The 24980-nt window shown below is 66.6% G+C and carries 23 protein-coding genes; 16 read left to right on the top strand and 7 right to left on the bottom strand.

What is annotated here, in order from left to right:
* Window positions 1-199 precede the first annotated feature (199 nt).
* The 7 genes from FKZ61_RS01320 to FKZ61_RS01350 all read left to right on the top strand — a co-directional run bounded on the left by FKZ61_RS01320 (window position 200) and on the right by FKZ61_RS01350 (window position 7527).
* Entirely contained in the window at window positions 200-1312 is a 1113-nt protein-coding gene (locus tag FKZ61_RS01320) for a LacI family DNA-binding transcriptional regulator (protein ID WP_141608269.1), read from the top strand.
* 109 nt (window positions 1313-1421) lie between these two features.
* Complete coding sequence (locus FKZ61_RS01325) at window positions 1422-2801, top strand: extracellular solute-binding protein (RefSeq protein WP_141608490.1); 1380 nt, start codon at window positions 1422-1424, stop codon at window positions 2799-2801.
* A gap of 81 nt (window positions 2802-2882) precedes the next feature.
* The gene (locus FKZ61_RS01330; RefSeq protein WP_141608270.1) at window positions 2883-3797 is read left to right on the top strand and encodes a carbohydrate ABC transporter permease; all 915 of its coding nucleotides are present in this window, start codon (window positions 2883-2885) and stop codon (window positions 3795-3797) included.
* Complete coding sequence (locus FKZ61_RS01335; RefSeq protein ID WP_141608271.1) at window positions 3794-4711, top strand: carbohydrate ABC transporter permease; 918 nt, start codon at window positions 3794-3796, stop codon at window positions 4709-4711. The genes FKZ61_RS01330 and FKZ61_RS01335 overlap by 4 nt, the downstream gene beginning before the upstream one ends.
* Window positions 4712-4763: 52 nt before the next feature.
* The gene (locus FKZ61_RS01340; protein ID WP_141608272.1) at window positions 4764-6470 is read left to right on the top strand and encodes a CRTAC1 family protein; all 1707 of its coding nucleotides are present in this window, start codon (window positions 4764-4766) and stop codon (window positions 6468-6470) included.
* Window positions 6467-7315, top strand: coding sequence for a hypothetical protein (locus FKZ61_RS01345; protein ID WP_211358355.1), 849 nt, complete (start codon window positions 6467-6469; stop codon window positions 7313-7315). Before FKZ61_RS01340 ends, FKZ61_RS01345 begins: the two co-directional genes overlap by 4 nt.
* The gene (locus FKZ61_RS01350) at window positions 7312-7527 is read left to right on the top strand and encodes an acetyltransferase (protein WP_141608273.1); all 216 of its coding nucleotides are present in this window, start codon (window positions 7312-7314) and stop codon (window positions 7525-7527) included. Before FKZ61_RS01345 ends, FKZ61_RS01350 begins: the two co-directional genes overlap by 4 nt.
* On the opposite strand, the gene FKZ61_RS01355 is transcribed toward FKZ61_RS01350, so the two are convergent.
* Window positions 7491-7844, bottom strand: a complete 354-nt coding sequence (locus FKZ61_RS01355) for a VOC family protein (protein WP_229964090.1) — start codon at window positions 7842-7844, stop codon at window positions 7491-7493. The genes FKZ61_RS01350 and FKZ61_RS01355 overlap by 37 nt on opposite strands.
* Window positions 7845-7985: 141 nt before the next feature.
* Between FKZ61_RS01355 and FKZ61_RS01360 the strand changes: the two genes are divergently transcribed.
* The 6 genes from FKZ61_RS01360 (at window position 7986) to FKZ61_RS01385 (ending at window position 14553) form a co-directional block, all read left to right on the top strand.
* A complete protein-coding gene (locus tag FKZ61_RS01360) occupies window positions 7986-9587 on the top strand; it encodes an amidohydrolase (RefSeq protein WP_170199054.1) in 1602 nt (533 codons plus the stop codon).
* A gap of 63 nt (window positions 9588-9650) precedes the next feature.
* The gene (gene hslO / locus FKZ61_RS01365) at window positions 9651-10532 is read left to right on the top strand and encodes an Hsp33 family molecular chaperone HslO (protein ID WP_141608276.1); all 882 of its coding nucleotides are present in this window, start codon (window positions 9651-9653) and stop codon (window positions 10530-10532) included.
* Window positions 10533-10579: 47 nt separating this feature from the next.
* On the top strand, window positions 10580-11089 hold the full coding sequence (locus FKZ61_RS01370; RefSeq protein ID WP_141608277.1) for a DinB family protein: 510 nt from the start codon (window positions 10580-10582) through the stop codon (window positions 11087-11089).
* Window positions 11086-11544: a hypothetical protein gene (locus FKZ61_RS01375; protein WP_141608278.1), complete on the top strand. Its 459-nt coding sequence runs from the start codon at window positions 11086-11088 to the stop codon at window positions 11542-11544. Before FKZ61_RS01370 ends, FKZ61_RS01375 begins: the two co-directional genes overlap by 4 nt.
* Window positions 11534-13408: a hypothetical protein gene (locus FKZ61_RS01380; RefSeq protein ID WP_141608279.1), complete on the top strand. Its 1875-nt coding sequence runs from the start codon at window positions 11534-11536 to the stop codon at window positions 13406-13408. The genes FKZ61_RS01375 and FKZ61_RS01380 overlap by 11 nt, the downstream gene beginning before the upstream one ends.
* A 146-nt stretch (window positions 13409-13554) precedes the next feature.
* Window positions 13555-14553 (top strand): zinc-dependent alcohol dehydrogenase family protein, encoded by a 999-nt coding sequence (locus FKZ61_RS01385; RefSeq protein ID WP_141608280.1) that lies wholly within the window; start codon window positions 13555-13557, stop codon window positions 14551-14553.
* A gap of 227 nt (window positions 14554-14780) precedes the next feature.
* Here the strand turns inward: FKZ61_RS01385 and argJ are convergent, their stop codons facing one another.
* The 6 genes from argJ to recN form a co-directional block, all read right to left on the bottom strand.
* A complete protein-coding gene (gene argJ / locus FKZ61_RS01390; protein ID WP_141608281.1) occupies window positions 14781-16013 on the bottom strand; it encodes a bifunctional glutamate N-acetyltransferase/amino-acid acetyltransferase ArgJ in 1233 nt (410 codons plus the stop codon).
* A 25-nt stretch (window positions 16014-16038) separates the two neighbouring features.
* A complete protein-coding gene (locus FKZ61_RS01395) occupies window positions 16039-16695 on the bottom strand; it encodes a class I SAM-dependent methyltransferase (protein ID WP_141608282.1) in 657 nt (218 codons plus the stop codon).
* Between the two features lie 44 nt (window positions 16696-16739).
* Window positions 16740-17252 (bottom strand): DinB family protein, encoded by a 513-nt coding sequence (locus tag FKZ61_RS01400; protein ID WP_141608283.1) that lies wholly within the window; start codon window positions 17250-17252, stop codon window positions 16740-16742.
* An 86-nt stretch (window positions 17253-17338) separates the two neighbouring features.
* Window positions 17339-18187, bottom strand: a complete 849-nt coding sequence (locus FKZ61_RS01405) for a class I SAM-dependent methyltransferase (RefSeq protein WP_170199056.1) — start codon at window positions 18185-18187, stop codon at window positions 17339-17341.
* A gap of 159 nt (window positions 18188-18346) precedes the next feature.
* Window positions 18347-19870, bottom strand: coding sequence for an NfeD family protein (locus tag FKZ61_RS01410; protein WP_141608285.1), 1524 nt, complete (start codon window positions 19868-19870; stop codon window positions 18347-18349).
* Entirely contained in the window at window positions 19871-21733 is a 1863-nt protein-coding gene (gene recN / locus FKZ61_RS01415; protein WP_141608286.1) for a DNA repair protein RecN, read from the bottom strand. It lies immediately after the preceding gene.
* Between the two features lie 147 nt (window positions 21734-21880).
* Here recN and tatA point away from each other — a divergent pair, with 147 nt between their 5' ends.
* The 3 genes from tatA (at window position 21881) to secG (ending at window position 24938) form a co-directional block, all read left to right on the top strand.
* Window positions 21881-22078 carry a twin-arginine translocase TatA/TatE family subunit gene (tatA, locus tag FKZ61_RS01420; protein WP_141608287.1) on the top strand — a complete coding sequence of 66 codons (198 nt, stop codon included), beginning with the start codon at window positions 21881-21883 and terminating at the stop codon, window positions 22076-22078.
* A gap of 286 nt (window positions 22079-22364) precedes the next feature.
* On the top strand, window positions 22365-24488 hold the full coding sequence (locus tag FKZ61_RS01425) for a hypothetical protein (RefSeq protein ID WP_141608288.1): 2124 nt from the start codon (window positions 22365-22367) through the stop codon (window positions 24486-24488).
* A 225-nt stretch (window positions 24489-24713) separates the two neighbouring features.
* The gene (gene secG / locus FKZ61_RS01430; RefSeq protein WP_141608289.1) at window positions 24714-24938 is read left to right on the top strand and encodes a preprotein translocase subunit SecG; all 225 of its coding nucleotides are present in this window, start codon (window positions 24714-24716) and stop codon (window positions 24936-24938) included.
* The last annotated feature ends 42 nt before the right edge of the window (window positions 24939-24980 follow it).

The raw sequence follows: 24980 nt of genomic DNA on the forward strand, positions 1-24980 counted from the left end.
CCATCACCGCCGCCCCAGGCACGAGTACAGTTACAGTCTGGCGTAAATACCACGGCCGAAATTCCGGGTGCCCTCTGGGCGCGCTCCCCCTGGTGGAAACCATCGGCGAATTTCTGCCGGGATTTACCAGCTGAATCCATCGCGTTTCGTTCAACAAGAGACAACGACAAGGGGCCTCAAAGGACCGGAAGCGAATCCCATGTCTCTATCTGGCAACCGCCGCGTGACCCAGCGGGACGTCGCCAGGCGTGCCGGCGTCTCCACTTCCATCGTCTCCTACGTGATCAACCGGGGGCCTCGTTCCGTCTCCCCGGAGACCCGGGCGCGGGTCCTGAAGGCCATCGAAGAGCTGGGCTACCGCCCCAACCGGCACGCCCAGTTCCTGACCCGGGCCAAGGAACAATCGGACGCCCCAGTCCAGGACTTTGGCCTTGTCCTGGGGCGCTCCTCGGCCATGTTGGCCCGCCCCTACTACGGCGAGGTCCTGGCCGGGCTCTACGACGAAGCGGACGCGCAGCACATGCGGGTGCGCTTCATCCAGTCCCTGGAACAGCTGGCCGACCCCCTCCTCTTCAACGAGCTGATCCACCCGGACGAGATCGCCGGCGTCATCCTCTTCGTGGAGCCGGGGCGGGTGTCGCCGGCCGCGACCCGGCTCATCGACAAGATGCAGAAACGCATCGGCAACCTCATCTGCCTGGAGCAGCGCTGGGGAGAACTGCCGGCCGTCACCTTTGATCGCATGGGCGCCGCCCGCACCGCCGTCTCCCACCTGCTGGACCTGGGCCATCGCCGGGTCGGCTTTCTGGGCTACCCCGACGACCGGCTGGACGGCTACCGCTTTGCCCTGCTGGACCATGATGTGCCCATGGACGAGGAGCTGGTTTGCCCCACCCGGGAAGGCAACACCCCCGCCGCGGGACACCGTCACGTGCAGACGTTGATGGCGCTGGCGGATCCCCCCACGGCCCTCTTCGCCTGCAGCGACGAGGTGGCCGTGGGCGTCATGAGCGGTCTGCACGAGCTGGGGCTCTCCGTGCCCGAGGACGTGGCCCTGGTCAGCATCGACGACATCCCCCTGGCCCGCTACCTGACCCCCAGCCTGACCACCGTCCACGTGCCCAAGGCGGATCTGGGAGCCCACGCGGTGCGCATGCTGCGAGCCCGGGCCCTGAACCCCGACCAGACGCCCGTGTCGGTGGTCTTACCCACCTCCCTGATCGTGCGTGCCTCCTGCGGCGCCCGGCCTGCCCGGGAGGTCGCCGCCGAGGATGGGGTGCCTCCCCAGCCGGAGGTGGAGAACATCGCCTGAACCTGAACCCCCTGGTGCATCACCGCACTTTTCAAACACGGTGAACCTGCAGTTCGTTCCGGAAACCGTTATCCCGATCCCAGAGTGTAGCCAAGAAAAGGAGTGAACAATGAACCGCGAAGCCAAGAACGGGTTGTCACGACGCCAGTTCCTGCAGGCCAGTTCCGCCCTGGCCCTGGGCGGCCTGCTGGCGGCCTGCCAGCCCTCGGGGGCACCCGCCGGCGGCCAGCAGACAGGGGAAGGGGAAGCCGCCGCACCCCAGTCCGAAACCAACGTCATCACCTACTGGTACGCCTGGGGCAACCTGCCGCCGGCCCTGGACGCCATCGTGGCCACCGAGGAATGGCAGGAGCACGTGGGCGGCGCCGTGCTGGATCACAAGGGCTCCACCAGCCAGGACGCGCTGCTGACTGCCATCGCAGGTGGCACGCCGCCGGATGCCGGCTCCAACTACGGCTATGTGAACCTCTTCACCCGGGGTGCCACCATCGACGTCAAGGACATGGTGGAGAACAGCACCCTGATCAACAGCGAAGACATGCTGGAGGCCGTCTGGAACAGCGCCTTCTGGCAGGGCAGCATGATCGGCATCCCCGGCATCGAGTGCTTCCTCTGGTGGGGGCTGAACGTCAACACCCACGCAGCCGAGGAGGCCGGCCTGGACACCACCACCCTGCCCAAGACCTGGGATGAGGTCTACGCCTGGCACCAGGCCATGACCAAGAAGGACAGCGCCGGCAACCTCCTTCAGTTTGGGCTGGACCCGTACGACGCCATGGCCAACGAGCCGGACTTCGTGGCGGCGTCCTACGGCTTTACCTGGTGGAACGAAGAGACTGGCGAGTTCAACCTGGACAACGAGCGCATGGCCGAGGCCCTGAACACCCTGGGCGAGTTCATCCGCTATGTGGGGCCCGACCAGTTCGCCGGCATGCGCCAGGTGGAAGGCCAGGGCACCTGGGGCGCGGCCTACAACGCCGGCGTCCAGACCATGATCATCGAGGGCTACTGGCACCCGGGCGAGACCCAGATCCAGAAGCCAGAGATCGCCCAGTACAACCGGGCCACCTGGGCGCCCGTCCCCGCCGACCGCAAGGATGCCAACATCATGGCCACCGGCCTCCACGCGGTCGTAATCTTCAAAGACGCCAAGAACCCCGAGGGCGCGTTCAAACTGGGCGAGTTCTTCCAGACGCCCACCGCCCTGGACATCATCTTCGAGCAGGTGGGCTGGATCCACGCCATCAAGTCCTGGATAGCCACCATCGACAAGAACACCTACCCCGGCCTGGACTTCTACATGGATGCCCAGAACCAGGTCACCGAGTGGACCATCGGCCGCCGCTGCCCCATCTACCAGTTTGTGACAACCCAGTACACCGAACTGCGGGAGCAGGTCTACCGGGACCTGATGACCCCCAGCGAGGCCGCGGCTGAGCTCCAGAAGCGCGCCCTGGCCGAGTGGGAAGCCCAGGGGTTCAGCAGCTAACCCTGGCATGGGATAAACTCGGGTGCAGGGGGGCTCGCCCCTTCCCTGCACCCGGACGACATGTGTCATCTGGAGGGTACCATGGCAGTCCTCGGCCGCCCACGCGGCATGACCAAAAACGAGTGGCGGAACCAGGTCCTCGGCATGCTCTTTGTGTCGCCGTGGCTGATCGGGTTCCTGTTGTTTTCCTTCTTCCCCCTGATCGCGTCGGTCTACTACAGCCTGACCAACTACGACTTCATCCGGGAGCCCCAGTTCATCGGCCTGAAGAACTATGTGCGGCTCTTCACGGTGGACCCGGATTTCTGGACGGTGATGTACAACACCGTCTACTACGTGGGCATCGGCGTGCCCCTGGGCGTGGCCACCGCCTTCATCATCGCCAACCTGCTCAACAGCGATGTCTGGGGGCGAACGGTCTTTCGCTCCATCATCTACGTGCCGTCCATTGTGCCGGCCGTCTGCACCGCGGTGGTCTGGCTCTTCATCTTCAACGTCCAGTACGGGGTGATCAACGGCGTGCTCAAGTACTTTGAGCTGCCCACCATCCCCTTCCTCTCCAACCCATCCCTGGCCAAACCGTCCCTGATCCTGATCTACATCTGGGCCCAGGGGGCGGCGGTGGTAATCTTCCTGGCCGCGCTGCAGGACGTACCCAAGACCCTGTACGAGGCGGCCACGGTGGACGGCGCTTCCACGTGGGACAAGTTCTGGCACGTGACCGTCCCCCTGTGCACGCCGGTGATCCTCTTCAACTTCATCATGGGGATCATCAGCGCCTTCCAGGACTTCACCCTGCCCTTTGTGTTGACCGGCGGCGGCCCCATGAAGTCCACCGAGTTCTACGTGGTGAACCTGTACCGCAACGCGTTCGTCCAGTTTAGCCTGGGCAAGGCGTCGGCCATGGCCTGGATCCTGTTCCTGATCATCCTCGTCTTCTCGCTGCTGTTGTTCCGCTCTTCGGCACGCTGGGTCTACTACGGGGGCGAAAAATGACCACTGTCAGCCAACCTGTCCAAAGGCCACGCCAGGGTCAACTGGCGCAGCGGGCACGCTCTACCTCCACCATGGCCCTGGTGGGCAAGATCAGCCTGTTCGTGGTCCTGCTGATCCTGAGCATCACCTGGATCTTCCCCCTCTTCTGGATGGTGAGCTCGGCCCTGAAGGACGATCCCCAGGTCTACACCGTACCGCCGGTGCTGATTCCCAACCCGGCCTACTGGCGCAACTTTATCGACGCCTGGTACCGGCTGGACTTCAACACCGCGGCCATCAACTCAGTCTTCCGTTATGCCCTGCCAGTTACTCTGCTCACCGTGGTCTCCTCGGTGATCGTGGCCTACGGCTTTGCCAAGATCCGCTGGCGGGGGCGGGAGGCCCTCTTCTGGGTGTGCATCGCCACCATGATGCTGCCCTGGCAGGTCACCATGGTGCCTCTGTTTATCATCTTTAAGCACCTGGGGTGGATCAACACCTACCTGCCCTTCGTGGTGCCGGCCTTCTTCGGCCACCCGTACTTCATCTTCCTCCTGCGCCAGTTCTTCCGCACCGTTCCGGAAGAGCTCTCGGAGGCGGCCCGCATCGAGGGGGCCAGCGAGCTGGGCATCCTCTTCCGCATCCTGGTGCCCCTCTCCAAGCCGGCCCTGGCCGTGGTGCTCCTCTTCCGCTTCCTGTGGGCGTGGAATGACTACCTGGGCCCGCTGATCTACATCAACCAGGAGAACATGCAGCCCCTGGCGCTGATGATCTACCGGCTGCGCACCATCGCCTTGAGCATGGGCAATACCGCCATGGCCTACCCCCACCTGATGGCCGTCAGCACCATCGTAGCCCTGCCCGTCATCCTGGCCTTTGTCTTTGCCCAGCGCACCTTCATCGAGGGCATCTCCACCACCGGGCTCAAGGGGTAAGCATCTGCCGGGCCGTGTCGTCGCCAGGGAACCCAGAAGGGGGTGTGCGACCATGGGCCTTCGCCCATTCAACCAAATTCGACGCCTGGCTTTCCTGGGCGTGCTGCTGCTGTTCGCCCTTCTCTGGCTCCAGCCGGGGGACGGGGGACGCCCCGTCGCCGCGCAGGTGAACGGCCCCAGCGTCCCGGCCGCCGTGGCCCTGCGCCCCTTGTCCCCTGCCGGCGGCTGCACCGGAACCTTTGTGGCCCATTCCCTGGACTTCACCACGGGCACCCGCCTGCGGGAGATCACCACCTACATCAGCAACGGCGCCGGCGTCGCCGTCAATGACCTGGACAACGACGGCGACCTGGACCTGGTCTTTGCCAGCGTGGACGGACCCGGCGCCATCCTCTGGAACCAGGGCGACCTGCGCTTTGAAGCCGCCCCCCTGGACGACCGCTACAGCCGGGGCGTGGCCGTGGTGGATGTGGACGGCGACGGCTGGCGGGACCTGGTCTTCACCCACCGGGGCCTGGCCGGGATCTCCTTCTGGCGCAACCTGGGTCCCCGGAACGGCCGCCCCCACTTCGTGGCCGGCACCCTGCCCGGCGTGGACGTCTACGCCTACGCCATGGCCTGGGGGGACCTGGACCGGGACGGCGACCTGGACCTGGTCACCGGCTCCTATGGCGTGGAGCTCATCCAGCACGGCATCCCAGAGCCGGCCGCGGATCCCCGGGCCGGCGTTTTCGTCCATCTCCAGGAGAACGGCGCCTTCAACTCCCGGCGGCTGTCGGCCCAGGCCGAGGCCCTTGCCATCGGCATCCTGGACCTGGAACAGGACGGCTGGCCAGAGATCTGGGTGGCCAACGACTTCGCCGTGCGGGACGTGATCTGGCGGCTGGCCGACGGCAACTGGATTCCCACCGAGCCGCTGAACCAGACTTCCCACAGCACCATGAGCCTGGACTGGGGCGTGCTGGTGCCGGATGGAGAGCTGGCCCTCTTCAGCACCGACATGAACCCCTACGACATCTCACCGGAAACCCTGGCCCGCTGGCTGCCGGTCTTCCAGGAGATGGACGAGCACCGGGAGCGGGGCGACCCCCAGATCATGGCCAATGTGCTGGCCGTGCCCGGCTGGCGGGGCTGGCACAACCAGGCCACCCGCCGGGGCGTGGATGCCTCCGGCTGGAGCTGGGCGGGCCGCCTGGGCGACCTGGACAGCGACGGCGACCTGGACATCTACGTGGTCAACGGCATGATCGCGGCGGACATGTTCCCCTTCCTGCCCAACGGCGAGCTGGTGGAGGAGAATCAGGCCTACCGAAACCGGGGCAACGGCATCTTCGACCCCATGCCGTCCTGGGGCCTGGGGTCCACCGCCAGCGGCCGGGGCATGGTCATGGCCGACCTGGACGGCGACGGCGACCTGGACATCGTGGTGAACAACCTGCGCAGCCGGGCCCAACTCTTTGAAAACCGCCTGTGCGGCGGCCAACACCTGCAGGTGACCCTGGGCTGGCCCCAGAGCCGGAACCCCGATGCCATCGGTGCCCAGCTCTGGCTCCAGACCGACCACGGCGTCCAATGGCGGGACGTGCGGGCTTCGGGCGGCTACCTGTCCGGCGATCCCCCGGTGGTCCACTTCGGCTTCCCGCCGGGCACCCGCCTGGAGAGCCTGAAAATCCGCTGGCCCGACGGCGCCTGGTCCCAGGTGGAATCGCCGCCGACACAGACGCGGATGCTGATCACTCGCGAGGAGGCAGTCCCATGAACCAAGGCGTACCCCTGCAGCGTCCCGGGGCCTGGTTGATGACCAGGCCAGCGGGCTGGCCCCTCTGGCGACTGCTCCATCCCCGGGAGCTGACTTCGGCCGTCCTCCTCTCCCTGGCTGTGGGGCTGGGCCTGAGCCTGCTGGTCACCTGGCTCTGGGCGGCGCCCCTGTGGACGGCCACCCTGGTGGTGCTCCTGGCCCTGCTGCCCGTAGGCATTCGCAAGTGGCGGCAGGACCTGCGCGCCCACGGCGAAACGGTCATGTGGCTCAGCGTGCTGCTGACCGTGCAGGGGGTGCACACCGTGGAGCACCTGGCCCAGTGGGTCCAGTATCACGTGCTGTTGTGGCCCAGCCGGGAGGCCAACGGCCTCCTCTCGCCGGCCAACGCCGAGTGGGTCCACTTCACCTGGAACTGGTTGGTGCTGTTGGTGGTGGTGACCCTGCTGGTGGGGGGGATGCGCAATCCGTGGGTGTGGCTGTTGCTGGCCGTGGCCTTTGCCCATGCGGTGGAGCACTCCTACACCTTCATCCGCTACCAGCTCATTTTGGGAGAGCTGCGGGGCCTGGGCGTGGTGGACGTCTCGGCCCAGGGGCTCCCCGGAATCCTGGGCCGGGATGGGCTGCTGGCCCGGAGTGAATGGGCCCGGGGGACGTTCCTCTGTTCCCTGCCCGGCCTGACCACCGCCACCCGCCTGGATCTCCACTTTTGGTGGAATGCCCTGGAGATCGGGTTGCTGGCCGTGGGTGGCCACGTCTTCCTGCGGCGCCTGCCCACCTTTTCCGCGCCGGCAGAAGCGCCCGCCGCTCCATCGAAGCCCCGTGCAGAGGAGAGGAGACCGTCATGAACGATACCGTCTTGCACGAGCAGGAACAGCTTCGCCTGGCTGAACAGGTACGCCAGGCCTGCATCCAGGCTGCGCTGGAGGGCTACGAAATGGCCACCCTGAGTGGCCTCTGCCACGAGGGCGCATGGGAAATGGCCGTGGATGCCATGCGCAGCCTGAACCTCCAACGCCTCCTTCAGTCCGGCAGGGCCGACCAAAACTCCAGCCGGTGACCCTCTGGATCCCACAAGTAGAAGACCCGCGCGCCCCAGGCATGCTCCCGGACCGGCTCGGGGGCCAATCCGGCTGCCGTCAGCCGATGCCAGGCTTCGTCGGCATCGGCCACCTGCATGGCCAACGTAATCCCCTGGCCAGACGCGCTCTGAATGGTGGCCCGCCGCTCATCGGCCACGCTGAGGCGCGCGCCCTCGTTGATCTGAAATTCCACAAACCAGTCCGTCTCGAAGGTCACCGGCAGAGCCAGGCGCTGCCGGTAGAAATTGACAGTTTCCCGCCAATTTCGACAATAGAGGATGGTATTGGCAGTCATCACATGCATAGTCGGTCCTGTCACTATCTTTGCACTCACGACGCGGAGTCGGCATCCTCAGATGCCGACCCAGACGGAACGACGCCGCATCGGAGGAGCTGTGCAAGCTGTGGCTCCTGCAATGGAATCAAGGAAGGCATCATGGAAGCCGATCTCGTCCTGCTCAACGGCCGCATCTACACCCTGGACCCGCAGCAACCCACGGCCCAGGCCCTGGCCATCGCCGGCAACCGCATCGTCGCGCTGGGCGACAATCGCCAGATGCAACAGCTCCTGGCTGCCGGCGGCCAACAGGTGGACCTGGCCGGTCATACGGTGGTGCCGGGCTTCATCGACGCCCACATCCATTTTCTCGCCTACGGCCTCAGCCTGCAAGAAATCGACCTGGCCGGGGTCGACAGCCTGGCAGAAGCCCTGGAGCGGGTGGCCGCCCGGGCCCGGACGACGCCCCCCGGCCAGTGGCTGACCGGCCGGGGCTGGGACCAGTCCCTCTGGGGCGATGGGGCCTTTCCCACCCGCCAGGAGCTGGATAGGGTGGCGCCGGATCATCCCGTCTACCTGCGTCGCAAATGCGGCCACGCCGCCTGGGCCAACAGCCGGGCCCTGGCCCTGGCCGGCATCACAGAGGCCACGCCGGATCCACCCGGCGGCACCATCCAGCGGGATGCGACCGGAGCGCCCACCGGCATCCTGAAGGAGCGGGCCATGGACCTGGTGGAGCGGCTGCAGCAGCGGCCGACGCCCGACCAGGCCCGTGAGGCGGTGCGCCTGGCCATGGCCGCGGTCCACCGGCTGGGCATCGTGGGCATCCACAACATGGAAGGGGCGGACGCGCTGCGGGCCTTCCAGACCCTGCGGGCAGCGGGCGAGCTGAAGCTCCGGGTGCTGCAACAGATCCCAGAAGCGGACCTGGACGCCGCCATCCAGTTGGGCATCCAGAGCGGCTTCGGCGACGACTTTCTCCGCTTCGGCGGCGTGAAAATTTTCGCCGACGGCGCCCTGGGCGCGCGCACGGCCCTGATGATGGCGCCCTACGAGGGCGAGCCGGACAACTACGGCATCGCCCTGGCCGAACCAGAGCACCTGAAGCGGCAGGTGGAGAAGGCCGCCCGGGCCGGCCTGGCCGTCTTCATCCACGCCATCGGCGACCAGGCCAACCGCAACGTCCTGGATGCCATCGAGGCGGTGCGGAGACATCCCGCAAACGGCAGCATCGGCCCCCACCTGCGCCACCGCATCGAACACGCCCAGGTGCTCCACCCGGACGATGTCTCCCGCTTTGCCGCCCTGGGCGTCATCGCCTCCATGCAGCCCATCCACTGCACCCAGGACATGGTGTTGGCCGACCGCCACTGGGGCGCCCGGGCCCGGCTGTCCTATGCCTGGAGCAGCCTGCTGAGCAGCGGCGCGGTCCTGGCCTTCGGCTCGGACGCGCCCGTGGAGACGCCCGATGTGCTCCAGGGGCTCTACGCCGCGGTCACCCGGCGCCGGCCGGATGGCTACCCCGGGCCTGCAGGCTGGTACCCCGAGGAGTGCCTGAGCATCCAGGAAGCCGTCCACGCCTACACGGCCGGCGCGGCCTATGCAGGCGGCGACGAAAACCGGCGGGGCACCCTGAGCCCCGGCAAGCTGGCCGACCTGGCCGTGCTCTCCCAGGATATTTTCACGGTGGAGCCGGAGGCCCTGCTGGAGACCCGGGTGGTGGCCACCCTGGTGGACGGCGAGTGGGTGTACAGTTCGTGAGCAGGCGTTCAAAGGGATCTGCCCGGAGAATCCAATCCCATTGAAGTAAGCAAAGGAGCAACCATGAAGAAGAGCTATCTGGTACGGGCCCTCTCCAAAGAGCCGGCGCTGCGGGGGCTGGCCTGCGTCACCACGGGTCTGGTGGACGAGGCTCGACACCTCCACGAGACGAGCCCGGTGGCCACGGCAGCCCTGGGCCATGGACTCACCGCCGCAGCCCTGTTGGGCGCGCTGCTCAAGGTCCAGCAACGGGTGGCCCTGAAGGTGGAAGGGGATGGCCCACTGCAAAAAATGGTGGTGGAATCGGACAGCTACGGCCACATCCGAGGCTACGTAGCCGTGCCGGATGTGGCCCTGCCTCCGCCCTTCGACGGCGCTGCCGTGGTCCAGGCCTTGGGCCGGCAGGGCGTCCTGACTGTGGTCAAGGATCTCCAGCTCAAACACCTCTACGAAGGTGTGGTACCCCTGCAGGGCGGCGAGCTGGACCAGGAGTTGGCCCACTACTTCGCCCAGTCGGAGCAGATCCCTTCGCTGGTGGAAATCGGCGTGCGGGTGGACGAGGCCGGCGAGGTGGTCGCCGCGGGTGGGCTCCTCATCCAGCCCATGCCCGAGCAGGATCCTGGCGTCCTGGAGGCAGTGGCCAACCGGCTGGACGATCTGCCCCCGGTGGAAGATTGCCTGGCCGCAGGCGACACGCCGGAATCCCTGCTGGCCACCCTCTTCGGCCCCATCGAGTATGAGATCCTGGAGACCCGGGACCTGGAGTACCGGTGCACCTGCAGTTGGGAACGGTCCCGGAAGGCGCTGCTGGCCCTGGGGCGGGACGAACTCAAGAGCCTGATGCAGGAGGGGCAGGCGGTCATCGACTGTCATTTTTGCCATCAGCAGTACGTCTTCGGGCCGGAAGAGCTGGAGACCATCCTGGAAGAACTGGAAGCGCAGTAAGTCCCGGCAGACAACAGAAGCCAGACGGCTCCCACGGAGGTAGCCCCATGCTGACATCAGAAGAGCGCCGCGAGCTCATGGACCAGATCCGCCGGCTGCCTGAGCAACTGGAAGCCCTCCTTGCGGAGGCGCCCGCCGAAGCCCTGTACGCCCATCCCCTGCCCGGCGAGTGGAGCGTGGCCCAGAACATCCATCACCTGGCCGATGCCCACATGAACAGCTTCATCCGGCTCAAACTCATTCTGACGGAAGATGAGCCCACCCTGAAACCCTTCGACCAGGAACGCTGGGCCCAGACGGCCGACGCCCAGGCCGCGCCGGTGGCCGATTCCCTGCGCCTCCTCCAGGGCCTCCATGCCCGCTGGGTCGCCCTGCTGGAGCGCCTGGACGAGACCCAGTGGCAGCGCCGGGGGCTGCACCCCGAGGTGGGCTACCTCACGCCGGAGGACCTGCTGCGCAGCTACGCGGCCCACGGCCAGGCCCACCTGGACCAGATCGCCCGACTCCTGGCCGCCAGTGGTCAGGCCGGACAGGATGGAGGTGCTCTAGAAGAATGAGGGACAATCCACCGGAGGCCGCCGGACAGCCCGGTCGCCGTCTGGCCATCCGGGTCATCAGCGTGCTGTTGATGCTCCAGGCCCTGGGCCTGCTGGGACTCGGACTCTACCAGGGCGCGCAGATCGAAGTTCCCCAGACAGGGGCAGGCTCTTTGTTCTCCTTCCCCCTGCTGGAGCTCTTCCTGCTGAGCGGGCTGTTCGTGGCCGTGGGCATCTTCGCGGCCCTCAACGCAGTGAGCTTCTATCGGCTGCAACGGGGCGCCTGGCTGCGGGCCATGACCGTGCAAGGATTGTTGCTCCTGGTCTGCCTGGGCCTCTACGCCGGCGGCCGTCGGGCCTCGGACATCTACGCCATCATGCTCTACTGCATCATCATGGTGCTCTACATGAACAGCGAGGAGATCCGCCTGGCCTTCTACCGACGGGATCCCATGGGGGACTACCGTGAACCGTGAGCTAGCCCTGGCGCTCCTGCGCCGCTACGAGCCCATCCTCCGATTCACCCGGGGGGAACGCTTCTTCCCCATGGACGTGGAGCCGTACGTCCGGGCATGCAGTCTGTGGGTGCAGCGGCCCGGCGAGGATCCCTTCTGCCTGGTGGAGCGGGGCCGGCTGGACCTGGAGCGCCTGAGCCAGCCCCATCCGGCCGAGTTTGGCACGGTCCACTACCTGAAGTTCACCGATCCCCTGTCGGTGACCCAACTGGCCGCCTACACCTGGCAGCAGAGCATCCACGGGCGGGACGAGGAAGAGTTTCGACCAGGGCCGGGCCGCCTGGCCCGGGTAGGTTACTTCCCACGGCTCATCGATGCCTTCTTCACCCTGGGGCTGCTGGCCCGGGGCCGGGTGCCGGGGGATGCGGCCGCCGCAGCCGCCCAGGCCTACCGTCAACTCCTGGCCCAGGGTGAGGGGTATCGCTACCATGGCCGGGTCATCGAACAGAATGGCTGGGTGGTCCTCCAGTACTGGTTCTTTTACGCCTTCAACAACTGGCGGTCCGCCTTCTTTGGGGCCAACGACCACGAAGGCGACTGGGAGATGCTCAACATCTACCTCTATCAGGCCCGCCCCCCAGAGGCAGGGGAGACCCTGGCCCAGGCCGCCGAGCGCTACCGCCCCGAGTGGGTGGCCTATGCCTCCCACGATTACCAGGGAGATGATCTGCGCCGCCGGTGGGACGACCCAGAGTTGGAGAAGGTGGGCGGACATCCCGTGGTCTACGTCAGTGCCGGCTCCCATGCCAGCTACTACAGCCGGGGGGAATATCTGACGGAAATCGAGCTGCCCTTCCTGGCGCCCCTGGCCCGGGTCAGCAACCAACTACGCCATGTGTGGCATGAATGGCTGCGCCAGTACCGCCCAGAGGAAGAGGCCGAAACGCCGCCTCCCGACGGCAACATCTTCCGCATCCCCTTTGTGGACTATGCCCGGGGGGATGGCATCTCCATCGGCCCCGGAGAAAGCCGGGAGTGGGATCCGCCCCACCTGTTGACGCCGCCGCCCGCCTGGGTGACCAATTACCGGGGGCTGTGGGGCCTCTACACCCGGGACCCCTTCGCCGGCGAGGATGCACCGGCCGGCCCCATGTACAACCGGGATGGGAGCGTCCGCCGGGCCTGGTACGATCCGGTGGGGTGGGCCGGCCTGGACAAGGTGGCGCCTCCCCGGCAGCAGATTGAGCTGGCCGTCCAGCGCCAGGATACCCTGCGCATCCACCAGGTGGTCCTCCAGGAGGAGATCGAGCACCGGAGCCGGGAGCTCCACCAGTTGGGCATGGAGGCGGCCGCCATGCGGACCCAGCCCCACCTGCACCGACTCTACCAGGAACACCAGCGCCGGATCGCCGAGCTCTCTGCAGAGCTGGATCAGCTGCGGGCCCAGGCGGCCCAGGAACGGGCATTGCTGGCCGCGCTGGAACAGCACGAAGCCCGGCTGCGGGCAGGAGATCGGGGGCCGGCCCGGGAGCATATCCGCCGGGCCCACCGGCCGGCCAGCGAACAGCGCCTGCGCCTGAGCCGGCTGGCCGAAATTTGGGCGGCCGTCAGCATCAGCGTCACCATGGTGGGATTCGTGGCCCTGGTCTACCTGGCCCGACACTACCTGGTCTTCGGCCTGACCACCATCATCGCCCTCTTCACCTTTATCGAGGCTGGCTTCCGAGGCCAACTGTTGCGCCTGGTAGTCAGCCTGACCATCGGGCTGGCCGTGGTCGCCTCTTTGGTCCTGCTCTACGAATTCTTCTGGCAGGTCATTACCCTGACGGTTCTGGTGGTCGGCCTGTACATCATGTGGGAAAACCTGCGGGAATTGCGTCAGTAGGGCGGGCCTCCGTATCCGCCCGATGGTGCCACGCCCCAGGCGGGTGAAGGGACGCCGGCAGCCCGGTGGATTCGGCCCCGTCCGGTGGGCCGGAGGCCCGCCCTACACGTCGAAGGAGAGTCAAAATCAAAAAGGAGAGGATGCCCATGCAAGCGATGGTCCTCCACCAAACGCGCCCCGTCGAGGAAAACCCCCTGCAGGCGGAAGAGGTCCCCACGCCGGAGCCGGGGCCCGGCCAGATCCGCCTCCGCCTCCGGGTGTGTGGCGTCTGTCACACGGATCTCCACACCGTCGAGGGGGACCTGGAGCTGCCCCGCACGCCCCTCGTCCCAGGCCACCAACTGGTGGGAGTGGTGGACCGGCTGGGCGAAGGCGTCACCCGGTTTGCCGTAGGCGACCGGGTGGGGGTGGCGTGGCTCAACTGGAGCTGTGGCGAGTGTGAGTTCTGCCGCCAGGGCCTGGAGAACCTGTGCCAGCGGGCCCGGTTCACCGGGCTCCAGGCCGATGGTGGCTACGCGCAGTACGCCGTGGTGGACCAGGGCTTCGCCTACCCCATCCCGGACCGCTTCGCCGACGCGGAGGCAGCCCCCCTGCTTTGCGCCGGCATCGTGGGCTACCGGGCCCTGCGCCTGAGCCAGATCCGGCCGGGCGAACGGTTGGGGCTCTATGGCTTCGGAGCCAGCGCCCATCTGGTCATCCAGGTGGCCCGCCACTGGGACTGCCAGGTCTACGTCTTCACCCGTTCCGAGGAGCACCGGGAGCTGGCCCGGCAACTGGGGGCCGCCTGGGTCGGGCGGGCGGAAGAGCAGCCCCCCGCGCCCTGCCACAGCAGCATCATCTTTGCACCGGCGGGCCACATCGTCCCCCTGGCCCTGCAGCACCTGCGGCCCGGCGGTACCGTGGCCATCAACGCCATCCACATGAGCCCCATCCCCCAGATGGACTACCAGCTGATCTATGGCGAACGCACCCTGCGCAGCGTCACCAACTTCACCCGGCAGGACGCCACGGACTTCCTGCAGCTGGCCGCGTCCATCCCCATCCAGGTCCAGGCAGAAACCTTTCCGCTACACGAAGCCAACCGCGCCCTGCAGCGCCTCAAAGCCAGCCAGATCCAGGGAGCTGCGGTCTTGGCCATTCCATGAGGTCAATGGGAGAGGTCAATGGGAGACGGCCCGCTTTTCCATGCACGTGCGGGCCGTCTTCCCGAGGGTTCAAAGGGGGGGGTGAGAGGAGGATATGAAGAGGATTGGTTGCACGTTGCGAGTGTTGATTTTTGCTCCCCAGGTATTCCTCGCAAGCGCCTACAGCGTACAGGGCACAGGTTAACGGCATGGTAACGCCCGGTTAACGTTTCGCCCCTCCTCGGCCCTCACGTCCGATAGTCCCCGTTGATGCTCACATATTCGTGGCTGAGATCGGTGGTCCAGACGGTCGCCCGGCCCTGGCCCAGGCCCAGCTCCACCCGCACGTCGATCTCCGGCTGGGCAAAGCGCTCGGCCGCATCGGCCTCGGCATAGGGCAGGGGCGTCCCCGCCTCCACCAGCTGCAGCTCGGGCAGATGCTGACCCGGCGCCGGCCCCCCGCTGACGAAGAGGGCACATTTCTCTGGCTCCACCTGGATGCCGGCCCGCCCCACCGCGGCCAGGATTCGGCCCCAGTTGGCATCGTTGCCGAAGAAAGCGGTCTTCACCAGGGGGCTGGTCGCGATGGTGTTGGCGGCCTGGTGGGCCTCCTGGTCGCTGATCGCTCCGTTGACCTGGATGGTCACGAATTTGGTGGCGCCCTCGCCATCCCGGACGATGGCCTGGGCCAGCTCAGTGCACAGCTCGGTCAGGGCCTCCACAAAGGCCCCATAGGCCGGATCATCCGACTCCTGAATCTCGGGGTTGCCGGCCAGCCCGTTGGCCAGCAGGAGCACCGTGTCGTTGGTACTGGTGTCGCCGTCGATGCTGATCCGGTTAAAACTGCGGTTGACCGCGGCATGCAGGGCCTGTTGGAGCAGGGGCTGCGCCATATGGACGTCGGTGGCCAGGGTGCTCAACATGGTGGCCATATTGGGATGGATCATGCCGGCCCCCTTGGCAATACCGGTCAGGCGCACCGTCTCCCCGCCGATCTGGACCGAGCGGGTGAACAGCTTGGGCCGGGTGTCGGTGGTCATGATGGCCCGGGCGGCATCGGGCCAGCCTTCCGGCCGGAGCTGCTGCACCACGGCCGGGATGCCGTCCAGCAGCCGGTCCATGGGCAACTGCACGCCGATGACGCCGGTGCTCATCACGAAGATCGTCTGGTCGCCGGCGCCCAGGGCCCGTTCCACGGCTTCGGCCGTGCGGCGGGCGTTGGCCGCGCCTTCCACGCCTGTGCAGGCATTGGCACAGCCGCTGTTGATGACCACGCCGTGGACGGAAGTGGGGTTGAAGGCCAACAGCCGCCGGTCATATTGGACGGGCGCCGCCGGAAAGCGGTTCAGGGTAAAGACCGCGGCGGCCCGGCAGGGAACCCGGCTGGCAATCAGGGCCAGGTCCAGGGCGCCGTTCTTCTTGATGCCGGCTGCCACGCCAGCCGCATCGAATCCAGGGACAACAAACTCGGATGCTTGCATGGGATCCACCTTTTCCTGTGGTCGGTTAATGGGATGATGGGCGCCTGTCTTCCGGGACAGAAGCCACGAAACAGCCGAAGCCGCCCGCCTGCAGGGTGCACGCCACCGGGGCAAAACCATGCTTCTGCAACAGGGCCAGGTGCCTTTGGACAGGGAGGCGGCCGGGGTTCTTGGGATCCGGGGGAGAGGCGGCCAGCAGGTCGGCGTTGATGAACAGGCCGCCGGGCGTCAGGATGCGCCGGGCCAGGCCATAGATGCGGTCCACGCAACACTCATCGCCCAGATCGTGGAGGGATTGCATGGAGACCACCGCATGTACCACCGGGGGCAGCTGGTCCAGCCACCCATCCTGGTTCAGGTCCGCCTGGATCAGGCGAAACCGGCCCCGGTAGGGGGCCAGCCGTGCCCGGGCGAAGGCCAGGGCGGGCCCGGAGATGTCGAAGCCGGTGAGGAAGAGGTGGGAATGGTCGGCCAGCAGCCGCGCGGCCAGCCGCCCCGGGCCGGTGCACAGCTCCACCACCTGAAGGAAGGGGGCTGAAACCTGGGCAGAAAAACGAGAAGAGAGGCCGGCCAGCTGTCCGCTGATGTGGCCGGCCACAGCCTCCCGCTCCGGCCAGCGCTCGTCCAGCCCCTGGGCGTATTCGGCCACTTCCTCCAGATTCTGAAATTGGCGATAGGGCATGATGGTCTACTCCATGACGCCAGGAAGGATGGAGGCCGGGCACATTACCAGGGACCGGCATAGGTGACCGGACAGTCCGGTGCTACCACGCCGATGAATTGCCAGTGGAGCTGGGTCAACTGGCGGATATGCAGGAAGTCGTGGGCCAGCCACGAGGCCAGCAGGGCGCCAGCCGTGATGGCGCCGGCCCTGGGATGGGTGTAGGTGGCCGACCAGTTGGGCGCCTGGAGGCTGCGCAGCCAGGCCATGGAGCGGCGTCGCTCGGCCAGGAAGTTGTCCAGGGAAGGCTGCAGTTCCCGGCTGTTGTAGCTGCGGGCCACCACCCAGCCCTCGGGATCGATGGGGGGCCATGGCTGGCCGGGCCTGTGCAGGGTGTAATCCAACCGGGTACGGAAATCCTCTCGCTCCTCGTCGTAGAGGTGGTTGATCACCTCCAGGATGGACCACTCCGTCGGCGACGGCTTCCAGCGGGCCTGCTCTTCCCCCACACTTCGGGCCAGGCTTTCCACGGTGGCCGCGTTGTCGGCCATCCGCTCCAGTATGTAATCCAGATTCATCCTTGCCTCCTTGGGCCGCAGTCGCTGCCCACCTCCAGCACGTGCATGTTGAGATCAAGCCAACGGGCGGGCACGGAAGCCCCCCCCTACGGCACCCGGCCCAGGAGATAACGGTGATGGGCCCAGATGGCCTTGGCCTGCCAGGGGAGAGGCGCCTGGTCCAGCCAGGCATAGCGCATCACCCGCTCCCGCAGGTCGGGCTCCTGGCCCAGGTAGTAGGCCATGGTGCTCCACTGCCAGCTCTCGCCGGAGAATCGGGCCTCCAGCCGGGAGCTGTGAATGCCCAGGCGGCGAAGCACTTCCCGAGCCGGCATGACTGTGTCTGGCCATGGGGGCACATCCAACACGCCCTCCTCGATGATCTCCAGGCCAGCATCCTCCAGGATGCACCGGATGCGTCCCATGTCGGTCCAGCTTTCATCGTGGGCGGTGAAAAATTCCCGGTCCAGGATCCACTTGCGCATCCAGTAGCCCACCTGCAGCCGGTTGGGCATGGCCACAAAGACCAGCTTCCGGCTGGTGCGCACCAGCTCCCGCAAAAGCCCGGCCGGGTCCGCGATGTGCCAGAGGGCCGCCCATTCCCAGGTCAAATCAAAGGAACGGTCGGCAAAGGGCAGCCGGTTCCACCCGCCGGGGGGCACCAGGACGAAGTCGGCGGGCAGGCCCAATTCCTCCGCCCAGATGCGGCGGACGCCATCCAGCCGCTCCGGCTGATCGTCCACCAGGGTGACGGGCACCCCCTGTTGGGCAAAGATAACGCCGTTGATGCCGCTGACGCCGGCCATGCCGTAGAGGGGTGCTTCCAACACCGAGCCGATCTGATGGCGACGGCGCAGGGCATCGAGGAAATCGTTGAGGACAAAACGCTCGTAGACCAACCCCAGGCCTTCGTTGTAGTCGGTCAAATATTTCCGCCAGGAATCCGTTGGTTTCATGAAAAGATCGATACCAATCGCAATGGATGATTGACTCCCCTGCAAAAAGGGCATTTTTGAACGCAAAGGCGCAAAGAAACGCTGGAGGGAGTCACCCGAATCAGCGTTCATCTGCGTGGGTCAGCGTCCTCATTGGACCTTTGTGCAGTAGGGCCATGATTAAGTCGTTGACGATGAAGCCTGGTCCACAGGCCGGACCAGCAGGCGATATCCCCGCCGGCCCACCACCTGGACCGGTTTCCCCGCCTCCACGCTGCCTTCCAGCAGCTCGGCGTTCCACCATTCGCCGGCCACAAAGACCGCGCCGGGTTCCCCCGCGCGCAGATCCTGCCTGGCCGTGGCGATCTGGCCGATGAGGGCATCGCCGCCGGTGAGGGGGGGCCGTCGCTGGATGGCCAGGGCTTTGACGCCGATGAAGATGGCGAAGCCGCCCAGGCCCACGGCCAGGCCGATGATGGTGGGCCAGGGCACCTCCACCCCCGGCGCATCAAAGAGCAGCACCCCGCCCAGGACAAAGGCAATGGCGCCGCCGGCCGCCAATACCCCGAAGGTGGGGGTGAACGCTTCGGCCAGGAACAGGGCCAGGGCCAGGGCAATCAGAGCCAGCCCGGCAAAGTTGGCATCCAGCTGGCCCAGGGCATAGAAGGCCAGCAACAGGGAGATGATGCCCACGATGCCCGGCACACCAAAACCAGGCGTGCGCAGCTCCACCACCAGCCCCAGGATGCCCAGGCTCAGCAGAATGGAGGCGATGCTGGGGTCGCTGATGAAGTTCAAAAATTGTTCGATGGCATTCAGTTCCACCGGGATGAGGGTGGCATCCGCGGTGTGGAGGGTGCGGGTCTCCCCGGCCACGGTCACCTGGAAGCCGTCCATCTGGGCCAGTAGGTCGTCCAGATCCTCCGCGATGAAGTCGATGACCCCCAGCTCCAGGGCCTGGCGGGCTGTGGCGGCCGCCGCCTCCTGGACCGCGGCGATGGCCCACTCGGTGGCCCGTTCCCCGCGACGGGAGGCCAGGTTCTCGATGTCGGCGGCCAGGATGTTCTTGACCTTGGCCGCCATGGTCTCGCCCATGTCGGTGCCGTCGGCGGTCACCGGGCTGGCCGCGCCGATGCTGCTTCCCGGGGCCATGGCGGCCACGTGGGCGGCCAGGGTGATGAAGGTGCCCGCGCTGCCGGCGTGGGCGCCGCTGGGGGAGACGTAGACCACCAGGGGTACAGGGGAAGCCAGCATCTTCTGGGTGATGGATTTGGTGATGTCCACACTGCCGCCGGGTGTGTCCAGCTGAAGGATCACCGCCTCCGCCTGGTTTTCCACCGCCAGTCGGATGCCATCCTCGATGTAGCTGGCCAACACCGGCGTGACCGCCCCCTCGAAGGTGAGCACGTAGACGATGGGGGATTCCCTGGGCACATCGGCAGCCGGAGTCTCGGTAGCCGGCGTGGAAGGTGTCTGGGCACGGGCGATCCCGACGCCCGTGGCCATGACCGCCAGCCCCAGGAGCAGCCCGGCCAGGAAGAGGCCCAGGAAGAGCCGCCCCCCCCTTGGGTCGGCGTAGGCTGGCGAAAACGCCCCGGCAAAGGGGCTCCTTTTTCTCCGGTTGGAACGCTCGATAGATTTCCGCCGGAATTGATGGGGGGTCAAGCCTGCGGTGAGAAATGGAAACTGCCTGGAAATGCTCATTTATCCTTTCGGAACGGAGGACAGAACCCCGCCATGCCGGGCCCCGGCCTTCACCGAGGCCACCTCGGCCATCATCTCCTCCACAGAGCGGCGGCCTGTGGCGGTGGCGGCACCCAACATCTGGGCCAGCTCATCGATACGCGCCTCTCCCTCCAGGCAGCGGACGACGGTGCTGGTGCGCTCCACGCCATCCACCTGCTGGACCTGCTTGTTGACGGTGAAGTGGCGGTCGCCAAAGGCGGCCAGTTGGGGCAGGTGGGTAATGCAGAGCACCTGGTGGGTCACCCCAGGGCCGTCTCCCTGGGCCGCGCGATCCTGGCCGGTCAGCCGCCACAGCTTCTGCCCCACCACCGCGCCGATGCGGCCGCCGATGCCCTGGTCGATCTCGTCAAAGATGAGGGTGGGCGTGGCGTCGGCCTGGCTCAGGACGCTCTTCAGGGCCAGCATCAGCCGTGCCGTCTCGCCGCCGGAGGCGACCCGGGCCATGGGTTTCAGGGGTTCGCCCGGGTTGGCGCTGATCAGGAACTCCACCTGGTCCACGCCGGTGGCATCGAAGGCCACCCGGCGGCCGTCGGGCAGGTAGGCGCCATCCTCCCGGGGGGTCTGGTTCACGGCCACGGCGAAGCGGGCCCGGGCCATCTGGAGGTCGGCCAGCTCGGCTTCCACCTGCCGGGCCAGTTGTTCACCCGCGGCCTGGCGCTGGGCGCTCAACTCGGCCGCCAGTTGCCCGATCTCGTGGAGCAGGCGCTCCTCGGCTTCCTCCAGCTCAGAGGTGCGCACCTCCCAGTTGCTGAGCTCCTCCAGTTCATCCCGGGCTTTTTGGCCGAAGGCCAGGATCTGCTCCAGGGTGTCGCCATACTTGCGCTTCAGGTTGTGGATGAGCTCCAGCCGTTCTTCCACCTCCTGGAGCCGCTCCGGGTTAAACTCCAGCCCTTCCGCGTAATCCTGGAGATGGCGGGCCAGCTCGGCCAGCTGTTCCAGGAGCGCCTGGGCATCCTCGGCCGCGGCGTTCATGTCCGGGTCGATCCGGGCCAGCCGTTCCAGCCGGCCGACGGCTTCGCTCACCAGGTCGATGGCACCGGGCATTTCCCCCTCGCCTTCGCTGAGGATGGCTGTGGCGGCCTGGGCCAGGGAGAGAAGGGCCTCTGCATTGGCCAGGCGCCGGCGCTCTCCCTCCAGCTCCTCATCCTCCCCGGGCTGGAGATCGGCGGCGAAGATCTCCTCCACCTGAAACTGAAGCAGGTCCATGCGTTGGGCGATGGTGCGGGCGTCCTGGCGCAGGCGGTCCAGTTCGGCGCGCACCTTGCGCAGGGCAGCCACCCGGCTGGCCACTTCCCGGCGCAGGGGCAAAAGGCCGGCGTAGCGGTCCAGCAGGTGCACGTGGGTGCGGGGCCGCAGCAGGTTCAGGTGTTCGCCCTGGCCGTGGACATCGATGAGGTGGCCGGCGATCTCGCTCAGGATCTGGAGGCTGACCACCCGGCCGTTGACCCGGCAGATGTTGCGGCCGTTCAGGCGCACCTCCCGGCTCAACACCAGCCACTGGGGCGAATCCGGCTCGTCCAGCCCCTGGGCCTCCAACAGGCGCTGAACTTCGGCGATGACCTCGTTGGCCTGCTCGGTGGCCGATGCGGTGGCCGATCCATTGGGCTGGGCCAGGTGGAAGGTGGCCTCGATCTCGGCCACATCGGCGCCGGCCCGCACCCATTCGGCCGTAGCCCGGTCCCCCAGCAGCAGGCTGAGGGCATCGATGATGATGGACTTACCCGCGCCTGTTTCCCCGGTCAGGATGTTGAGCCCTGGGCCGAAGGTCAGCTGCAGATCGTCGATGATGGCAAAGTTGCGGATGGACAGCTCGTGTAGCATGCCATTATTGTAGCACAGACCCCACCTTTCCTGAACAAAATCCTCTTTTGCATCTATCCATGATGGTGCTATAATGCAGCCAATGATGGCTTACCCCATGCAGCCCCGTCTGCAACTTTGTCACGCTTTAGAATTGGAGGCAAACGCATGTTACCGAATTTTGGCCCGGTCGAGTTGATCTTGATCCTGGTGATTGTGACCATGCTCTTCGGCGTGGGGAAATTGCCAGAAGTCTTCGGTGCCGTCGGCAAGGGAATCCGGGAATTCCGCCGCCAGTCGTCCCTGGAGGATGAGAAGCAGAAGGATGATAACACGGCAGCCGGGGAAACCCACGAGGCCTCATAACGTTTAGCGAACATCTGTCACCCCACTTGTTCGCGACAGAGGTCTTGTCTCCGAAATTCCTGCCGTGCGATTGACATGATTGACCCCCAGAGCCCCGCCAGGAGCTCTGGGCATCCCCATGAACACTTCCCGGCGGGTTCGTCTTCCCTCCTGAACCGCAGTGAACAGCCCGGTTGTCAGCATCGCGTCAACCGGGTTTGTTTTGTTCCAGATCCAGGACCCGTTGGCCAGCCCGAAGACACTCCCCGCCGCCCAAGGAGACGCAGAAGCGCATAAGGTAGACCGCGTGAGGCTCTTGCACTTCCTGCTGCTGGCGGCCGTTTTGTTGACGGCCTACTTTGCTCAGCACATCTTCGACCAGCGAAGCATGGCCGGGTTTTTCCCCGCTGGTTGGCTGAGCGCGTGGCCGGTCCTCTACCGCCTGAACTTCTGGCTGCCCGCGGATCTCATCCGGCTGGCCCTCTGGCTGTCGGCGCTCAGCAGCCTGGCCTTTGGCTGGTTGGCGCCGCCCTGGCCGACGGCGGTGTGGCCCCGGCTGCGACGGTCGAACCCAGACCCGACGGTGGACGGCAAGGGAACGCTGGCGGCTGCCGGCCTGGCCGTGGGCCTCTGCCTGACCGGGCTGGTGACCCTGCTGTTGGCCACCGGCCACGCCGAACAGCGCTGGATGCACCTGGCCTGGCCGCTGGGGATGGTCAGCTACGTGGTGGGCGCAGCCTGGATGCTGCCCCGCCGCCGGGAGCCGGCCAACCAGGAGGAGAGCCGGGGCCGCACCCTGCTTCCCCTGCTGCTGATCCTGGGCGGCGCGTTCTTCCTGTTCACCCACCAGTGGATTGATGTGCCGGTTCGGGTGGATATCCGCGTGGCCGAGTTGGGTCTGCAGGCCCGGGCCGAACTGGCGGCGGGCTGGCGCCAGCTCTTCCAGCCGGTAGAAGAGGGTCAGCTCCCCCTGGCCTACCTGACCACGGGCCTGGGCATCTGGCTCACGGGCGACAACCTGCTGGGCATCCGCCTGGCCGGCCTCCTGGCCGGCGTGCTGGCCACCCTGGCCACCTGGCTTGTGGGCCGGGAGATCTTTCGGCGGGTTCCCCTCTACGGCCCCTATGGTGAATGGCTGGAAGACGATGGACGCTGGCTGTGCTGGCTGGCAGCCGCCCTCTTTGCCACCAACTACGCCACCCTCCATTTCAGCCGCCTACCCCTCCACATGGAAGTGGTGGCATGGGGTAGCCTGGGGCTATGGGCCCTGGCCCGGGGAGTGCGCACGGGCAGCGGCCTGTCCCTGGCCGGCAGCGGCGTGCTCTTGGGCGTAGCCTCCCTCCTCCACCCCAGTGGGCTGGCCCTGGTGGCCGTGGGCGGAGCCTGGTGGGTAGGCGTCTGGCTCCTGGGCCAGGGTTGGCCGACGCAGGTCCGCGGCCGGGGCCGCTCCCGGCTCCTGACCTGGCTGGGTGGTGTGGCGGTGGCCTTGGGGCCCTGGCTGGGCACGTGGATGGCCGATCCTCAACGGCTTCTGGGCTATCTCTTCCAGGCACACCTGTGGACAACCGCCAGCGCCGAAGGGACGCCGGCCGGGCTATGGCCCCTGGTGCAACAGTCCGCTTGGCTGAACCTGCGCCTGGGCCTGCTCACCTTCAACCTCCTGCCGGACCAAAGCCCCTGGTTCGGCTACCCCGGGGCCCTGCTGGGCAGCCTGGTCGCGCCCCTGTTTGTCCTGGCGGTCGGCGGCCTGCTCCTCAACCTGGACCGCTGGCCTGGCTGGAGCCTGGTGACCTGGCTCATGGGCGCGCTGATTGGCTACGCGCTGCTGGCCCCCGGCACCGTCCAGTGGACCTGGCTGTTACCGGCGCTGCCGGCGGCCATGCTGGCCGTGGCCTTTGGCGTGGACCGCATCCGGGTCATGCTCATGCACGACCTGGGCACCTGGAGCGGCCAGGCCTTTTTGTACGTGATGTTGGGATTGGTGATCGGCGTGGGGCTCTTCAACTGGGTGGACTACTACCAGTTCGTCCAGTCCGACGACGATCTGGCCAGCTACGTGGGCCGGGTCATCCGGGAGACAGGCGAGCAGACGCCGGTTCTGCTGTTGGGCCAGGTGGATGCCCAGGCCCTGTGGACCTACCCCACGGTGACCTTCCTGGCCAATGGCAGGCTTCCCCAACGGCTGGAGATGCCCGACGAAGGGTGGAACGCCCGTTCGCTGCCGCCGGGGACCCGGGTGCTGATCACGGCCGACGATCCCGCGGCCCTGGTGGCTGTGGAGCAATATTATCCCGGCGGCACCCTGGCCGTGTACCGCAACCAGCACAACAACCCGATCCTGTACGTCTACGACCTGCCGCCGGCCCGGCCAGGGGAGCAGACCTCTGGCCCGCGGGAAGAGACGTCCCCGAGGGAGGCGGCAATTTGGTGAAATGGAAGCCCCTGGCTATACTGGATCGGTATTGTGCACCCGGAATCCCACGAAGGTGGGACGTGCTGACATCAGGACGAGGCTCATCCGCCAAATGTGTGGGAACCTGCCTGCGAAACCGGGGTGGGTAGCGTACTTTTGTGGTCGATGCACTTTTGTGGTCGATGATGTGGTAGTAGATGATATGGTAGATGAGCCCAGGACGATAGGAGCCAGGACAGAGCCATGAATTTTGCCGATTATTTGATGATCGCCACCATCATCATCTCTGTGGCGCTGGTCGCAGTGGTGCTGATCCAGGGGCAGACGGGAAGTGGCCTGGGGAGCGTTTTTGGTGGCTCCGACATCTATCGCACCCGGCGGGGTATCGAAAAGACCCTGTTCAACATCACGTTCATGCTGGCGGGCCTCTTCTTTCTGCTGGCCCTGCTGACCGTCGCGCTGGAGTAAGCGGGCCGGCCCGTTGCCGGGCATCCGGCCCCAGAGGCCGAT

The organism is Litorilinea aerophila, assembly GCF_006569185.2.
Lineage (GTDB): Bacteria > Chloroflexota > Anaerolineae > Caldilineales > Caldilineaceae > Litorilinea > Litorilinea aerophila.

Coding starts and splice junctions, on each gene's coding strand:
- FKZ61_RS01320 (WP_141608269.1), top strand. CDS start 200: ATGTCTCTATCTGGCAACCGCCGCGTGACCCAGCGGGACGTCGCCAGG.
- FKZ61_RS01325 (WP_141608490.1), top strand. CDS start 1,422: ATGAACCGCGAAGCCAAGAACGGGTTGTCACGACGCCAGTTCCTGCAG.
- FKZ61_RS01330 (WP_141608270.1), top strand. CDS start 2,883: ATGGCAGTCCTCGGCCGCCCACGCGGCATGACCAAAAACGAGTGGCGG.
- FKZ61_RS01335 (WP_141608271.1), top strand. CDS start 3,794: ATGACCACTGTCAGCCAACCTGTCCAAAGGCCACGCCAGGGTCAACTG.
- FKZ61_RS01340 (WP_141608272.1), top strand. CDS start 4,764: ATGGGCCTTCGCCCATTCAACCAAATTCGACGCCTGGCTTTCCTGGGC.
- FKZ61_RS01345 (WP_211358355.1), top strand. CDS start 6,467: ATGAACCAAGGCGTACCCCTGCAGCGTCCCGGGGCCTGGTTGATGACC.
- FKZ61_RS01350 (WP_141608273.1), top strand. CDS start 7,312: ATGAACGATACCGTCTTGCACGAGCAGGAACAGCTTCGCCTGGCTGAA.
- FKZ61_RS01355 (WP_229964090.1), bottom strand. CDS start 7,844: ATGACTGCCAATACCATCCTCTATTGTCGAAATTGGCGGGAAACTGTC.
- FKZ61_RS01360 (WP_170199054.1), top strand. CDS start 7,986: ATGGAAGCCGATCTCGTCCTGCTCAACGGCCGCATCTACACCCTGGAC.
- hslO (WP_141608276.1), top strand. CDS start 9,651: ATGAAGAAGAGCTATCTGGTACGGGCCCTCTCCAAAGAGCCGGCGCTG.
- FKZ61_RS01370 (WP_141608277.1), top strand. CDS start 10,580: ATGCTGACATCAGAAGAGCGCCGCGAGCTCATGGACCAGATCCGCCGG.
- FKZ61_RS01375 (WP_141608278.1), top strand. CDS start 11,086: ATGAGGGACAATCCACCGGAGGCCGCCGGACAGCCCGGTCGCCGTCTG.
- FKZ61_RS01385 (WP_141608280.1), top strand. CDS start 13,555: ATGCAAGCGATGGTCCTCCACCAAACGCGCCCCGTCGAGGAAAACCCC.
- argJ (WP_141608281.1), bottom strand. CDS start 16,013: ATGCAAGCATCCGAGTTTGTTGTCCCTGGATTCGATGCGGCTGGCGTG.
- FKZ61_RS01395 (WP_141608282.1), bottom strand. CDS start 16,695: ATGCCCTATCGCCAATTTCAGAATCTGGAGGAAGTGGCCGAATACGCC.
- FKZ61_RS01400 (WP_141608283.1), bottom strand. CDS start 17,252: ATGAATCTGGATTACATACTGGAGCGGATGGCCGACAACGCGGCCACC.
- FKZ61_RS01405 (WP_170199056.1), bottom strand. CDS start 18,187: ATGAAACCAACGGATTCCTGGCGGAAATATTTGACCGACTACAACGAA.
- FKZ61_RS01410 (WP_141608285.1), bottom strand. CDS start 19,870: ATGAGCATTTCCAGGCAGTTTCCATTTCTCACCGCAGGCTTGACCCCC.
- recN (WP_141608286.1), bottom strand. CDS start 21,733: ATGCTACACGAGCTGTCCATCCGCAACTTTGCCATCATCGACGATCTG.
- tatA (WP_141608287.1), top strand. CDS start 21,881: ATGTTACCGAATTTTGGCCCGGTCGAGTTGATCTTGATCCTGGTGATT.
- secG (WP_141608289.1), top strand. CDS start 24,714: ATGAATTTTGCCGATTATTTGATGATCGCCACCATCATCATCTCTGTG.